Here is a 13,851-nt window from a genome sequence, read left to right on the forward strand (position 1 = left end):
CGCCACCGGCGCGGGCCGGGCCCGGGGGGTGCGAGGCTGGGCCGTCGGGGCGGCCGGAGCCGGCCCGGTCGAGGGCGGTCCGCCGGTGCGGGCGGCGGGGGACGTGACGGGGCCGCGAGGGCCACGAGGGTGGAGGACGTGCGTGAGCAGCGCAGAGGGCGGGCCCGTGGACGGTCGGGGCGACGAGAGGCCCGTGGCGGGCGGAGCGCCGCCCGCCGAGGAGGAGCCGCGCCGCGGCGGCGGCCTGACGGGCGCGCTGCGCGAGGTCGTCGTCGTGGTCGTCACCGCGCTCGTGCTCTCGCTGCTCATCAAGACCTTCCTCGTGCAGGCGTTCTACATCCCCTCGGAGTCGATGCAGCCGACCCTCGAGGTGGGCGACCGCGTCCTCGTCAGCCGGCTGACGCCGGGCCCGTTCGAGCTCGAGCGCGGCGACGTCGTCGTCTTCACCGACCCCGGCGGGTGGCTCGACCAGGCGCCCGCCCCCGACCGGACGCCGGTCGGCGCGGCCGTCGCGGACGTCCTGTCCTTCGTCGGCGTCCTGCCGGAGGACTCGGGCGACCACCTCATCAAGCGGGTGATCGGCCTGCCGGGCGACACCGTCTCCGCCGACGGCACGGGGGAGCTCGTCGTCAACGGCGAGCCCGTCGAGGAGCGCTACGTCTACCCCGGCGACCTGCCCAGCGCGGAGGCCTTCTCCGTCGTCGTCCCCGAGGGACGCATCTGGGTCATGGGGGACCACCGCTCCGACTCCCTCGACAGCCGCGCCCACACCCAGCTCGAGGGCGGGGGCACCGTGCCGCTGGACGACGTCGTGGGCCGCGCCGTGCTCCTCGTGTGGCCGCTCGACCGGTGGGACTGGCTCGGCCAGGGCGAGGACGCCTTCCGGCGCGTGCCCCCGCCCGCCGCGAGCGGGACCGGCGTCGAGCAGGGCGGGGCGACGCCGACGGCTCCGGTCGCCGGCTCGTGAGCGAGGCCGGCGCGGCCCCGGGCCGCCCTGCGGCGCAGCGCCCTGCGCCCTCGCGGGGCGGTGCCCCCTCGCGGGGCGGGGGGACCCGGGGGGCGACCCCCACGCTGCGGGCCGAGCGCGCGCTCCTGCGCGAGGGCCACCTCCTCGTGGCCGGGGTCGACGAGGTGGGCCGCGGCGCCCTTGCCGGCCCCGTGAGCGTCGGCGTCGCCGTCGTGGACGCGGCCACGCGGACGGCCCCGGCCGGGCTGCGGGACTCCAAGCTCCTCGCCCCCGAGGCGCGCGAGGCCCTCGCCCCGCGCCTGCGCCGCTGGGCGCCCGCGCACGCCGTCGGGCACGCCAGCGCGGGGGAGGTCGACGCCCTGGGCATCGTGCGCGCGCTGCGGCTGGCCGGGCGGCGGGCGCTCGAGCAGCTGGGCGTCGTCCCGGACGTCGTGCTGCTCGACGGCTCGCACGACTGGCTGTCGACCCCCGTGCCCCGCGGCGGCGCCCGGACCGACCCGTGGCTCGTGCGCACGCAGGTCAAGGCCGACCTGCGCTGCGCGGCCGTGGCCGCCGCCAGCGTCCTCGCCAAGACCGAGCGCGACGCGCTGCTGCGCGACCTCGGCGCCCGCGACGAGCGCTACGGCTGGTCGGGCAACAAGGGCTACTCGGCCCCCGACCACCTGGCCGCGCTGCGGCGCCACGGGCCCTGCGTCCACCACCGGCGCAGCTGGCGGCTGCCGGGGTGCCAGCCCGCGCCCGCCGTCGCGGCCGCCCTCGCGGAGCTGCCGCTGCAGGCGCCCGCCGGTCGGGACCGGCCCCCGGCGTCGGGCAGGATGGACGGCGACCTGCCGGTGGCGGTGCCGGCCCCGAGCGCGCGGAAGGGCCCATGAGCGCTGAGGACCTCGAGGACTACGAGACCGAGATGGAGCTCGCGCTCTACCGGGAGTACCGCGACGTCGTGGGCCTGTTCGCCTACGTCGTCGAGACGGAGCGCCGCTTCTACCTCGCCAACTCCGTGGACCTCGTGCCGCGCAGCACCGACGGCGAGGTCTGGTTCGAGCTGACGCTCACCGACGCGTGGGTGTGGGACGTCTACCGGTCGGCGCGCTTCGTCAAGCAGGTGCGCGTCGTCACCTTCAAGGACGTCAACGTCGAGGAGCTGGCGAAGTCCGACCTCACCGTCCCGGAGACGTGACGACCGGCTGAGCCGCCGGCTGCGCCCCGCCGGCCCCGCCCCGCCGCCCGCGCCGGGTCGACCCCCGCGCGCGGCCCGCCGCGCGTCCGCCCGGTGCGCACAGCCCCCGGCCGGGCCCCGCCCTCCACAGCCGAGGCCGCCCCCGACCGCCGCCGGCCCGCGCCGCGCACGCTGCGGCGCGGAGGTGGTTCTCGTGCGGACGAGCGACGCGGTGGGCCGGTACGGCGAGCAGGTGGCGGTGGCGCACCTGGAGGCCGCCGGGATGCGGGTGGTGGCGCGCAACTGGCGCTGCGCGAGCCCGGTGCGCGGGGAGATCGACGTCGTCGCCCGTGACGGCGACGCCCTCGTGGCGGTGGAGGTGAAGACCCGCCGCTGCGGACCCGCGGGGACGCCGGGCGCCGGGCACCCCTTCGAGGCCGTCACGCCCGTGAAGGCCGCGCGCGTGCGACGACTGCTCGTGGCCTTCGCCGACTCCTCGGGGGAGCGGGCGGGCAGCCTGCGCGTCGACGCGGTCGCCGTGCTGCGCCCGCCCGCGGGCCCCGCCCGTGTCGAGCACCTGCGCGGGGTGGCGTGATGGGGCTCGGCGCCACGCGCGGCATCGCCCTCGTCGGGCTCGCCGGCGCCGTCGTGGAGGTCGAGGCCTTCGTGACCCCGGGGCTGCCGGCCTTCGTCGTCACCGGCCTGCCGGACACGTCCCTCGGCCAGTCGCGCGACCGCGTCCGGGCGGCGCTCGCGGGCATCGGGTGCTCGCTGCCGTCGCGGCGCGTCACCGTGAACCTCTCGCCCGCCTCGCTGCCCAAGCAGGGCGCCGGCTTCGACCTCGCGGTGGCCGTCGCCGTCCTCGCGGCGGAGGGCGGGGTGGCGCGCGAGGCGGTCCGCGGCTGGACGCACCTCGGGGAGCTCGGCCTCGACGGGAGCCTGCGCCCCGTGCGGGGCGTCCTGCCCGCGGTGGTCGCCGCCGTCCGCGCCGGCTCGCCGCGCGTGGTGGTGCCGCAGGAGAACGCGGCGGAGGCGGAGCTCGTGCCGGGGGCCCAGGTGCGCGCGGCCTCGTCGCTCGCGGCGGTGGTCCGCGGGCACGGCGGCGAGGTCGACGCGGCCTGCGACCCCGACGAGCCGCCCGCGCGCCGGCCCGGTCCCGCCCCGGTGACGGCGACGACGCCGGACCTCGCGGACGTCGTCGGCCAGGACGAGGCGCGGCGAGCCGTCGAGGTGGCCGCCGCGGGCGGGCACCACCTGCTGCTCGTGGGACCGCCGGGCGCCGGCAAGACGATGCTCGCCGCCCGCCTGCCGGGGCTGCTGCCCGACCTCGACGACGAGGAGGCGGTCGAGGTCACCGCGGTGCACTCGGTCGCGGGCACCTTCGACGCGGCCGGCGGCCTGCTGCGCCGCCCGCCCTTCGAGGACCCGCACCACACGGCGACGACGCCCTCGGTCGTCGGCGGCGGCAGCGGCGTCGTCCGCCCCGGCGCCGCCTCGCGGGCGCACCGGGGCGTCCTCTTCCTCGACGAGGCCCCCGAGTTCCGCAAGGACGTCCTCGAGGCGCTCCGGCAGCCGCTCGAGCACGGCAGCCTCGTCATCGCGCGGGCCGGCGGGGCGGCCCGCTACCCGGCGCGCTTCCAGCTCGTGCTCGCGGCCAACCCCTGCCCGTGCGGGCGCGCGAGCGGGCGCGGCGACGCGTGCACGTGCGCCTCGGTGGAGCGCCGGCGCTACCTCGCCCGGCTGTCCGGGCCGCTGCTGGACCGGGTCGACCTCCAGGTCGAGGTGGCGGCCCCCTCGCGGGCCGCGCTCGTGCTCGGGGCGGAGGGGGAGACGACGGCGGTCGTGGCCGCCCGCGTGCGCGCCGCGCGCGCGGCGCAGGCCGCGCGCCTGGCCGGCTCGGGCGCCCGCTGCAACGGCGAGGCGCCGGGGACCCTGCTGCGCGGGCGGCTGCGCCCGGCGCCCGGGGTCGTCGGCGACCTCGACACGGCCCTCGACCGCGGGCGGCTGACGCTGCGCGGCTACGACCGGTGCCTGCGGACGGCGTGGACCCTCGCCGACCTCGACGGCGCCGACGCGCCCGACCGCGACCACGTGGGGCAGGCGCTGCTGCTCCGCCTGCGCGGGACCGCGGCGTGAGCGGCGGGGAGCAGTTCCCGCTGCCGGGTGCGACGCCGGCCTGGGCCGCCGAGGACCGGTGGGCGCGGGCGGCGTGGAGCCGCCTCGCCGAGCCCGGCGACGCGGTGGCGGCCGCGCTGCGGTCGGCCCTCGGGCCCGTGGCCGCGCTCGACGTCGTCCTCGCCGGGACCGACGTCCCGGTGCTCCCGGGCGACGCCGGGACCCCGCGGGCCCGCGCCGCCCTGCGGGCCGGCCTCGACCGGTGGCGGCCGCGGCTCGACGGGCTCGACCCGCGCCGCGACGCCGAGGTGCTCGGCCGCCTCGGCGGGCGCCTCGTCGTCCCGGCGGACGAGGAGTGGCCCCGGCGGCTGGCCGACCTCGGCGACGCCGCACCTCCCTGCCTGTGGGTGCGCGGCGCGGGGGCGCTGGGCCCCCTCGTCGAGAGGTCGGTCGCCCTCGTCGGCTCGCGCGCCGCCTCGGCCTACGGCGAGCACGTCGCGGCCGACCTGGCCGCGGGCCTCGCCGAGCGCGGGGTCGCGGTCGTCTCCGGCGGCGCCTTCGGCATCGACGCCGCCGCCCACCGCGCGGCGCTGGCCGTCGGCGGGGCGACGGCGGCCGTGCTCGCCTGCGGGGTCGACCGCGCCTACCCCGCGGCGCACGAGGCGCTGCTGGCGCGCATCGCGGCCGAGCACGTCGTCGTCGCGGAGCAGCCGCCGGGGGCCTCCCCGACGCGGTGGCGGTTCCTCGAGCGCAACCGGCTCATCGCGGCCGCGTCCTCGGCGGTCGTCGTCGTCGAGGCGGCCTGGCGCTCGGGAGCGCTCAGCACGGCCACCCGGGCGGCCGCGCTGCTCCGACCGCTCGGCGCGGTGCCGGGACCGGTGACCTCGAGCACGTCGGCCGGCTGCCACCGGGTGATGCGGGAGCTCGCGGCCACCTGCGTGACCGACGCGGCGGAGGTGCTCGAGCTCGTCGACGCCGCCTCCGGGGAGGCCGTGCCCGTCCCGCCCGAGCGCGAGCGGTCGGGGCGCCGGCGCCCGCTGGCGGGCCTCGAGGGGGAGGACCTGCGGGTCGCGGACGCCCTGCCCGTGCGCCGGGGCGCGCCCGTCGTCTCGGTCGCCCGGGCCGCGGGGCTCTCCGAGCGGACCGTCCTGGCGTGCCTCGGGCGCCTGGCGCTCAGCGGGCACGCCGAGGAGGTCGGCGCCGACGACCGGGGGCCGCTGTGGCGCCGCGCGGCTCCGCGCGGCTAGCCCCTCCACCCTCGTCGCGGCCGCCCGTCGCCCGGCGACGCCGTCGCCCGTCGACGCCACCGACCGCCGTCGCCGGTCACGGCCCCTGCTGCCGCCGTCGACCGTCCCGGGCCGCCGAGGAGCGGCGGCCGCGCAGCAGCTCGTCCGGGCGACGGGTCCGCGACGGCCGTGCGGGACCACCGACCACGGACCACGGACCACGGACCACGGGCTACCGACCACAGGCCACCGACGTCCCGACCTCACAGCACCGGGCGACGGCGGGCCGGGTGGTTGCCCCGAGCGCGCGGGTGCGGGAGCGTGCGTCCGTGGTCGCGGGGACGGGGGAGCGCGCGCCGCGCCCGGCTGCTCCCTCCGCGGGGTCCGGGCCGCCGGCGGGACCTGCGCCCGCGTCGGGGTCCGGTGCCGACCCCGGGGCGGACGAGCGCGCCGCGCGCCTCCTGGAGGCCTTCGCGGAGCACCTCGCGGTCGAGCGCGGTCGCTCGCCGCACACCGTGCGGGCCTACGTGGGCGACGTGCGCGACCTCCTGGCCGCAGCGCGGAGCCGCGGCGGCGGCGACCCGGCCGACGTCGACCTCGCGCTCCTGCGGGCGTGGCTCTCGGGCGAGGCCCGCGCGGTCCCCGACGCCGTGGCCGGCGCCCGGGGTCCCCGTGCGGCGCCGGGGCCGGCGGCGCGCGCGACGACGGCGCGCCGGGCGGCGTCGGCGCGCGCCTTCACCGCCTGGCTGGCGCGCACCGGCGCCGCGGGGGCGGACGCCGGCGTGCGGCTGCGCGCGCCCCGCTTGTCGGGCGCGCTGCCGGGCGTGCTCGCGGCCGGGGCCGTCGCCCAGGTCCTCGCGGCCGCCGAGGAGGCGGCGGAGGAGGGCGGCCCCGTGGCCCTGCGCGACGCCGCGGCGCTCGAGCTCCTCTACGCCACGGGCGTCCGCGTGGGCGAGCTCGTCGGCCTCGACGTCGACGACGTCGACCGCTCGCGCTGGACCGTCCGGGTGATGGGCAAGGGCGCCAAGGAGCGCGTCGTGCCCTTCGGCGCGCCCGCCGACGCGGCGCTCGGACGCTGGCTCGGACGCGGGCGTCCCGCCCTGGCCGGGCCCCGCAGCGGCTCCGCGCTGCTGCTCGGCGCCCGCGGGGGGCGCCTCGACCAGCGCGCCGTCCGAGGCGTCGTGGAACGGATCAGCGGGAAAGTTGTGTCACGACACGTGACTCCACATACGCTGCGTCACAGCGCGGCGACACACCTGCTCGACGGGGGGGCTGATCTGAGGAGCGTCCAGGAGCTGCTGGGGCACGCCAGCCTGGCCACCACCCAGCTCTACACGCACGTCTCCGTCGAGCGGCTCCGCTCGAGCTACCACCAGGCGCACCCCCGTGCCTGACGCCGCCGCCCCGCGCCGCCCGCTACGCCAGGCCCCCGCACGCGCCGGGGAGCCCCGACCGGAGGAGAGCTCGTGACCCAGCGCACGCCCTCGCCGGGCCGCCCCGCCCCCGCACGGGAGCGAGCGGCCGCGGGCGCCGCCGCCGGCGGGAGCGACGAGCAGCCCCGGACCGACGACGGCGTCGAGGTGGAGGAGCCGGCCCGCGCCCTCACACCCGCGGAGGAGGCCGAGGCCGCCGTCCGCGAGCTCTGGGTCGCGTTCAAGACGACGGGGGACGCCGCCGTCCGCGAGCGGCTGATCCTCCACTACTCGCCGCTGGTCAAGTTCGTCGCCGGTCGCGTCGGCGTGGGCCTGCCCTCCAACGTCGAGCAGGCGGACCTCGTGTCCTACGGGGTCTTCGGCCTCATCGACGCCATCGAGAAGTACGACCTCGAGCGCGCCATCAAGTTCGAGACGTACGCCATCCAGCGCATCCGCGGCGCCATCATCGACGAGCTGCGCGCCCTCGACTGGATCCCGCGGTCGGTCCGCAGCAAGGCCCGCGAGGTGGAGAAGACCTACGCCGAGCTCGAGGCGCGCCTGCACCGCACGCCCACTGAGCCCGAGGTCGCGGCGCAGATGGGCATCCCGCTGAAGGACCTGCACCACATCTTCAGCCAGGTCTCCTACGTCAACCTCGTCGCGCTGGACGAGCTGCTCTCCGGCGGCGAGAAGGGCGACAGCCTCTCGCTGGGGGACACGCTCGAGGACACGCGGGCCGAGGACCCGGTGATGGCCTTCGAGGGCGAGGAGACGAAGTTCCTCCTCGCCCGGGCCATCGACCAGCTCTCCGAGCGGGAGAAGATCGTCGTCACGCTCTACTACTACGAGAACATGACCCTCGCCGAGATCGGGCGGATCCTCGGCGTCACGGAGTCGCGCATCTGCCAGATGCACTCCAAGGCCGTCCTGCAGCTGCGCACCAAGCTCGCCGACGTCAGCTGACGCCGCCCGGCCCGCGGCGGGCCACCACCCCGCGCGCCGGCGCGACCCCCGCGGACCCGTCGCCGCGGCCCTCGGCGCGTCCGGACAGGGCGCCTGCTGCCGCTCCCGCTCCAGCTCCTACCCGGGGGGCCGCGCCGGGGCGAGGGGCAGGAGGACGGGCGGCTCGGGAGGCGCGAGCAGGAGCAGCGGGTCGAGGTAGGCGGCCGCCGGCCCCCGGCCGCGGCGCACGCCCCAGTGGAGGCAGCCCGCCGTCGCGCACCCCGCGTGCGCCGTCGGGGCGCGCAGCGCCACCACCTCGCCCCGGCGGACCGTCGTCCCGACCGCGAGCAGCGGCACGACCGGCTCGAAGGACGACCTCAGGTCCCCGGCGTGGTCGAGCACGAGGACGCCGCGGTCCACCACCGGGCCGGCGAAGCCGACGACGCCGTCGGCGGGCGCGAGCACCTCCTGCCCGGCCCCGGCACCCACGTCGACGCCGCGGTGCCCCGGCGACCACCGCTGCGCCGGGGCGGCGAAGCCGCGCAGGACCTCGAGCGGCCCGGCGACGGGCGGTCGCCACGGCGTCGTGCCGGCCGCGCCCCGCGCCGTGCGCGCCACCGCGACGGGCGGTGCCGGCGTCGCGCCCGTCCCCGCGGCCGGGCGGGGCGGCGCCGACCCCGGGTCGGGCGCCGCGACGGCCGCCCGCCCGGAGCCGGGTGCGGCGCAGGGGGCGGCAGCCGGGGCCGCGACCAGGGCGGCGGCGAGGAGCGGGGCGAGCAGGAGGGCGCGGACGCGGGCGACGGGCACACGGCGAGGCTGGTCCGGGCGGGGAGGCGCGTCGGCGGCGCCCGGGCGTCCTGGGGACGACGCCGCGAGGGAGGGCACCGGTGCGCACCGGGCGGACAGCCGCCCCGGGCGGCCTTCCCTCCGTCCGCGGTCGGGGCCAGCGGTCGGGTCCAGTGGTCGGGTCCAGTGGTCGGGGCGAGCGGTCGGGGTGCGGGCGCGGAGGGCGTACTCTGGGCGCGGGGTCGGCTCGCGCCGGCCTACTTCGCGCGCCCGCGGACCGCTGCTCGCAGCGGGGGCGCACCTCCCGGTCCGAGCCGCGCCGCGGCGAGGAGCAGGTGCGCCGCGGACGCCAGGGCGGGACCCGCAGGGGGTCCCGCGACCAACCGGAGCCGCGCACCCGCGCGGCGTGAGAGGACCACCCATGGCCGTCGTCACGATGCGCCAGCTGCTGGAGAGCGGTGTCCACTTCGGGCACCAGACCCGCCGCTGGAACCCGAAGATGAAGCGCTTCATCTTCACCGAGCGCAACGGCATCTACATCATCGACCTGCAGCAGTCGCTGACGTACATCGACCGCGCGTACGAGTTCGTCAAGGAGACGGTCTCCCACGGCGGCACGGTGCTCTTCGTCGGCACGAAGAAGCAGGCGCAGGAGCCGCTCGCCGAGCAGGCCACCCGCGTGGGCATGCCCTACGTGAACCAGCGCTGGCTGGGCGGGATGCTCACCAACTTCCAGACGGTGAGCAAGCGCCTCGCGCGCATGAAGGAGCTCGACCTCGTCGACTTCGACGACGTCGCCGCCAGCGGGCGGACGAAGAAGGAGCTCCTCATGATGCGGCGCGAGAAGGAGAAGCTCGACCGCACGCTCGGCGGCATCCGCGACATGCAGCGCACGCCCAGCGCCGTGTGGATCGTCGACACGAACAAGGAGCACCTCGCGGTCGACGAGGCGCGCAAGCTCAACATCCCGATCGTCGCGATCCTCGACACGAACTGCGACCCGGACAGCGTCGACTACCGGATCCCCGGCAACGACGACGCCATCCGCTCGGTGACGCTGCTCACCCGCGTCGTGGCCGACGCCGTCGCCGACGGCCTCATGGCCCGCGCCGGCGGTGGCCAGCGCGGCGGGGCCGAGCAGTCCGAGCCCCTCGCCGAGTGGGAGCGCGAGCTCCTCGGCCAGGGCCCGGACCAGTCGGGCGCCTCCGAGGGCCACGCGGCCCGCGGCGGCGACGCCGAGGCCGACGCCGTCGAGGGGTCCGTCGCGGACGCCGACGCGCAGTCCGTGGCCGAGGCCGTGGCCGGCGAGCCCTCCGCCGAGGAGGCCGTCGCCACCGTCCAGCAGCCCGAGCAGGCCGAGGGCGAGACCGCGCAGGCCTGACCCGCCGCGGGGCGAGCACCACGCGCCCCGCGCACCAGCACGACCGCCGGCCCGCACCGGGCCCCGCAGCCGCGGGGCCCGGTGCGGCGCGTCGGCCCCGCAGCGCCCGTCGCTGCCCCTCCCACACCCCGAGGAGATCCGCACATGGCGACCACCGCCGCTGACATCAAGAAGCTCCGCGAGACCACCGGCGCGGGCATGCTCGACTGCAAGAAGGCCCTCGACGAGTCCGGCGGCGACCTCGCCGCCGCGCAGGAGTTCCTGCGCGTCAAGGGCCTCAAGGGCGTCACCAAGCGCGAGGGGCGCACCGCCTCCAACGGGCTCGTCACGGCCCACGTCGACGGCGGCACCGGCACGCTCGTCGAGGTCAACTGCGAGACGGACTTCGTCGCCAAGGGCGAGCGCTTCGGCGAGCTGGCCCAGCGCGTGCTCGACCAGGCCGTCGCCGTGGGCGCGGCCGACGCCGAGCAGCTGCTCGCCTCGGACCTCGACGGCAAGACCGTCCAGCAGCTCCTCGACGAGGCGAACGCCTCGCTCGGCGAGAAGATCGAGGTCCGCCGGGTGGCGCGCCTGGAGGGCGACCAGGTCGTCTCCTACCTGCACCGCACGAGCCCCGACCTGCCCCCGCAGATCGGCGCCATCGTCGCCGTGAGCGGCGAGCGCGCCGCGGAGGTCGGCCGCGACGTCGCCATGCACGCGGCGGCCATGAGCCCGACCTTCCTGTCCCGCGACGAGGTCTCCGAGGAGGTCGTCGCGAACGAGCGCCGCCTGGCCGAGGAGACCGCCCGCGAGGAGGGCCGCCCGGAGCAGGCCATGCCCAAGATCGTCGAGGGCCGGGTCAACGGGTACTTCAAGGACAACGTCCTGCTCGAGCAGGCGTTCGCCAAGGAGGCCAAGAAGACGGTCGGCGCGTACGCGAAGGAGGCCGGCGTCGAAGTCACCGGTTTCGCGCGCTTCCGCGTCGGCGCCACCGCCTGATCGCCGCCACCGCCTGAGGTCGGGCACCGCCTGGTCGCCTTCACCTCCTGGTCCCTGTCACCGCCGGACCGGCGCCACCGCGGCCGGCACGCACGAGGGCCCGCCACCCGTGAGGGGTGGCGGGCCCTCGTGCGTGCCGTCCTCCGTGCTCAGGGGCGTCGATCCCCCCGGCCGGGTCGTCAGGCCCCGGAGCCGCCCGCCCCGGCGGCGTCGACGAGGTCGAGCAGCGCGTCGGCCGTCTCCCGCGGCGCCTCCAGCGCCGTGAGGTGCCCGGAGCCGGGCACGACGACGAGGCGGGCGTCGGGGCGCACGTCGTGCATCTGGCGCCCCCGCTCCTGCGGCGGCGTGGCGCCGTCCCGCTCGCCGAAGAGCAGCAGGACCGGGCCGGGGAAGCCGGCGAGCGCGTCGGTCGTGTCCGGCCGGGCCGCCAGCGCCCGGCACACCCACGCCACGCCCGCCGGGCGCTGGCGCGCGATCGTGGCGGCGACGCGCTCGGCGAGCTCGGGGCGCTCGGCGCGGGCCTGCTCCGAGAGGCCCTCGTCCACCGACCCCATCACCGCGTCGAGGCCCTCGCGGCCGAGGACCCGCTCCGCGGTGCGCCGGCGCTCGTCGGGGTCGTCCGGGGGGCCGACCCGCGTCGTCGTGCTGGCCAGCGCGAGCCCGGCGACGCGCTCCGGCGCCCGGCCGGCCAGCTGCGCCGCGACGTAGCCGCCCGTCGACAGGCCGGCGACGACGGCGGACGACACGCCCTCGGCGTCCAGCAGCGCCAGGACGCCGTCGACGGCGACGCCGAGGTCGGGGTCGCCGCCGGGCACGGGCGCGGTGCCGAGCCCGGGCAGGTCGACGGCGAGGACGCGGCAGCGGTGCGCGAGGAGGGGGACGACGTCGTCCCACATCGAGCGGTCCAGCGGGAAGGCGTGCAGGAGGACCACGACCGGGGCGCCCGGCCCGGGCCCCGGCGCGTCGTCGCAGGGGAGCGCGGCCGTCGCCGGTCCCGCGCCGCCGCCCGCGTCGTCGAGGTCCACCTCGACGAGCTCGCCCTGCCCGCCGGCCCCCGGCTCCCGGGCCTCCGGCCCCGTGCGCTCGTGGGCCTCCGGCCCCGTGGGGCCCTGCTCCGCCGCCCCGGGCTCACGGGCCTCGTCCACGTCGCCTCCTCCCGGGCGCGCGCCACCGGCTGCCCGTGCTCGTCCCGGCGCCCCCCGCTGATCGGGCAGACTGCCCCGGGAGCGCCAGCCCAGCACCGCGGCCCCGGCCGCGCCAGCGGGCGCTCCGCCGGCACGAGCAGCCGCCAGCCCCGCCGAGCCCACAGCCCCGCCGAGCCGACCCGTACCCCCAAGCCGACCAGCACGGCCCTGCCGACCGGCGAGGCCGACCCGACCCGGACAGGCGCGCTCCGCCGTCGCGCCGTCCGACCGCCGCGCCCGCCCGGCGCACGCCCCGAGGAGACCCCTGTGCCCACGACGCCCGCCCGCGCCCGCCGGGTCCTGCTCAAGCTGTCCGGCGAGACCTTCGGCGGCGGCGCCACCGGGGTCGACCCGGACGTCGTCAACCGGGTGGCGGCCGAGGTGGCCGAGGGCGTCGCGGAGGGCGTGCAGGTCGCCGTCGTCGTCGGCGGCGGCAACTTCTTCCGCGGGGCGGAGCTGTCCGAGCGGGGCATGGACCGCTCCCGCGCGGACTACATGGGCATGCTCGGGACGGTGATGAACGCGCTGGCGCTGCAGGACTTCCTGGAGCAGAAGGGCGTGGACACGCGGGTTCAGAGCGCCATCACCATGGGCCAGGTGGCCGAGCCGTACATCCCGCGGCGGGCCATCCGCCACCTCGAGAAGGGCCGTGTCGTCATCTTCGGGGCCGGCGCGGGCCTGCCCTTCTTCTCCACGGACACCGTCGCGGCGCAGCGGGCGCTCGAGACCCACTCCGACGTCGTCCTCATGGCGAAGAACGGCGTCGACGCCGTCTACACGGCCGACCCGCGCACGGACGCCTCCGCCGAGAAGCTCGACCACCTCACCTACGCCGACGCCCTCGCGCGCGGGCTCAAGGTCCTCGACGCGACCGCCTTCAGCCTCTGCATGGACAACGGGCTGCCCATGGTGGTCTTCGGCATGGGCCGCGGTGACGTGGCGGCGGCCGTCCGGGGTGAGAGGATCGGCACGCTCGTCGAGGCCGGCTGAGCGCTCCCGGGCGCCGGTGACGGCCCCCGGCACGGGCGGCGGCGCCGCAGCAGCGGCGGTGCAGCAGTGACCTCGCGCGCCGGCGCGGGGGCGGACGCGACGAAGGAGCCACCAGTGATCGACGACACCCTCCTCGAGGCCGAGGAGAAGATGGACAAGGCCGTCGAGGTCGCCAAGGAGGACCTCGCCGCCATCCGCACCGGGCGGGCCAACCCGGCGATGTTCTCGAAGATCATGGTGGAGTACTACGGCGCTCCCACCCCGCTGCAGCAGCTCGCCTCCGTGCAGGCCCCCGAGGCCCGCACCGTGCTCGTGAGCCCCTTCGACCGCAGCTCCCTCGGGTCCGTCGAGCGCGCGCTGCGCGACTCCGACCTGGGCGTCAACCCGAGCAACGACGGGAACGTCATCCGCCTCCAGCTCCCCGAGCTCACGCAGGAGCGCCGGCGCGACTACGTGAAGCTCGCCCGGACGAAGGGCGAGGACGGCAAGATCACCGTGCGCGGCCTGCGGCGCCGGGCCAAGGAGGAGCTCGACCGCATCGCCCGCGACGGCGAGGCCGGCGAGGACGAGGTGGCGCGGGCGGAGAAGGAGCTCGAGCGCCTCACCAAGGTCCACGTGGACGCCATCGACGACATGCTGAAGCGCAAGGAGACCGACCTCCTCGACGTCTGACTCCTCGAGACCCGCGCAGCCAGCGCCGCCGCCCGTCGG

Annotated in this window: 14 protein-coding genes; 12 read left to right on the top strand and 2 right to left on the bottom strand. The window is 78.3% G+C overall.

The annotated features are described in order from the left end of the window. Window positions 1-142 precede the first annotated feature (142 nt). The 8 genes from lepB to whiG all read left to right on the top strand — a co-directional run bounded on the left by lepB (window position 143) and on the right by whiG (window position 7,842). Window positions 143-967: a signal peptidase I gene (gene lepB, locus Q0789_RS10280; RefSeq protein WP_298804804.1), complete on the top strand. Its 825-nt coding sequence runs from the start codon at window positions 143-145 to the stop codon at window positions 965-967. A 104-nt stretch (window positions 968-1,071) separates the two neighbouring features. Then, complete coding sequence (locus Q0789_RS10285) at window positions 1,072-1,839, top strand: ribonuclease HII (protein WP_366917712.1); 768 nt, start codon at window positions 1,072-1,074, stop codon at window positions 1,837-1,839. Next, window positions 1,836-2,144, top strand: coding sequence for a DUF2469 domain-containing protein (locus Q0789_RS10290; protein WP_171204143.1), 309 nt, complete (start codon window positions 1,836-1,838; stop codon window positions 2,142-2,144). The genes Q0789_RS10285 and Q0789_RS10290 overlap by 4 nt, the downstream gene beginning before the upstream one ends. A 193-nt stretch (window positions 2,145-2,337) precedes the next feature. Beyond that, complete coding sequence (locus Q0789_RS10295; protein ID WP_298804807.1) at window positions 2,338-2,718, top strand: YraN family protein; 381 nt, start codon at window positions 2,338-2,340, stop codon at window positions 2,716-2,718. Then, window positions 2,718-4,259 carry a YifB family Mg chelatase-like AAA ATPase gene (locus Q0789_RS10300; protein ID WP_298804809.1) on the top strand — a complete coding sequence of 514 codons (1,542 nt, stop codon included), beginning with the start codon at window positions 2,718-2,720 and terminating at the stop codon, window positions 4,257-4,259. Before Q0789_RS10295 ends, Q0789_RS10300 begins: the two co-directional genes overlap by 1 nt. Beyond that, entirely contained in the window at window positions 4,256-5,485 is a 1,230-nt protein-coding gene (dprA, locus tag Q0789_RS10305; RefSeq protein WP_298804811.1) for a DNA-processing protein DprA, read from the top strand. The genes Q0789_RS10300 and dprA overlap by 4 nt, the downstream gene beginning before the upstream one ends. A gap of 440 nt (window positions 5,486-5,925) precedes the next feature. Next, entirely contained in the window at window positions 5,926-6,858 is a 933-nt protein-coding gene (locus Q0789_RS10310; RefSeq protein ID WP_366917713.1) for a tyrosine-type recombinase/integrase, read from the top strand. 186 nt (window positions 6,859-7,044) lie between these two features. Then, window positions 7,045-7,842 carry an RNA polymerase sigma factor WhiG gene (gene whiG / locus Q0789_RS10315; RefSeq protein WP_171204316.1) on the top strand — a complete coding sequence of 266 codons (798 nt, stop codon included), beginning with the start codon at window positions 7,045-7,047 and terminating at the stop codon, window positions 7,840-7,842. A gap of 117 nt (window positions 7,843-7,959) precedes the next feature. Here the strand turns inward: whiG and Q0789_RS10320 are convergent, their stop codons facing one another. After that, window positions 7,960-8,628 carry a M23 family metallopeptidase gene (locus Q0789_RS10320; protein ID WP_298804817.1) on the bottom strand — a complete coding sequence of 223 codons (669 nt, stop codon included), beginning with the start codon at window positions 8,626-8,628 and terminating at the stop codon, window positions 7,960-7,962. Window positions 8,629-9,028: 400 nt separating this feature from the next. On the opposite strand from Q0789_RS10320, the gene rpsB reads away from it, so the two are divergent. Continuing rightward, the gene (gene rpsB, locus Q0789_RS10325) at window positions 9,029-9,988 is read left to right on the top strand and encodes a 30S ribosomal protein S2 (protein WP_171202285.1); all 960 of its coding nucleotides are present in this window, start codon (window positions 9,029-9,031) and stop codon (window positions 9,986-9,988) included. Between the two features lie 144 nt (window positions 9,989-10,132). Beyond that, complete coding sequence (gene tsf / locus Q0789_RS10330) at window positions 10,133-10,966, top strand: translation elongation factor Ts (protein ID WP_298804820.1); 834 nt, start codon at window positions 10,133-10,135, stop codon at window positions 10,964-10,966. Window positions 10,967-11,145: 179 nt separating this feature from the next. Here the strand turns inward: tsf and Q0789_RS10335 are convergent, their stop codons facing one another. Then, on the bottom strand, window positions 11,146-12,111 hold the full coding sequence (locus Q0789_RS10335) for an alpha/beta fold hydrolase (protein ID WP_298804822.1): 966 nt from the start codon (window positions 12,109-12,111) through the stop codon (window positions 11,146-11,148). Window positions 12,112-12,417: 306 nt separating this feature from the next. On the opposite strand from Q0789_RS10335, the gene pyrH reads away from it, so the two are divergent. Then, window positions 12,418-13,140 (top strand): UMP kinase, encoded by a 723-nt coding sequence (gene pyrH, locus Q0789_RS10340; protein ID WP_298804825.1) that lies wholly within the window; start codon window positions 12,418-12,420, stop codon window positions 13,138-13,140. A 114-nt stretch (window positions 13,141-13,254) separates the two neighbouring features. Continuing rightward, window positions 13,255-13,812, top strand: coding sequence for a ribosome recycling factor (gene frr / locus Q0789_RS10345; RefSeq protein ID WP_171202288.1), 558 nt, complete (start codon window positions 13,255-13,257; stop codon window positions 13,810-13,812). Window positions 13,813-13,851: the final 39 nt, after the last annotated feature.

Source organism: uncultured Pseudokineococcus sp. (assembly GCF_947499845.1).
Classification (GTDB): Bacteria; Actinomycetota; Actinomycetes; order Actinomycetales; family Quadrisphaeraceae; genus Pseudokineococcus.

Coding starts and splice junctions, on each gene's coding strand:
- Q0789_RS10290 (WP_171204143.1), top strand. CDS start 1,836: ATGAGCGCTGAGGACCTCGAGGACTACGAGACCGAGATGGAGCTCGCG.
- Q0789_RS10300 (WP_298804809.1), top strand. CDS start 2,718: ATGGGGCTCGGCGCCACGCGCGGCATCGCCCTCGTCGGGCTCGCCGGC.
- rpsB (WP_171202285.1), top strand. CDS start 9,029: ATGGCCGTCGTCACGATGCGCCAGCTGCTGGAGAGCGGTGTCCACTTC.
- tsf (WP_298804820.1), top strand. CDS start 10,133: ATGGCGACCACCGCCGCTGACATCAAGAAGCTCCGCGAGACCACCGGC.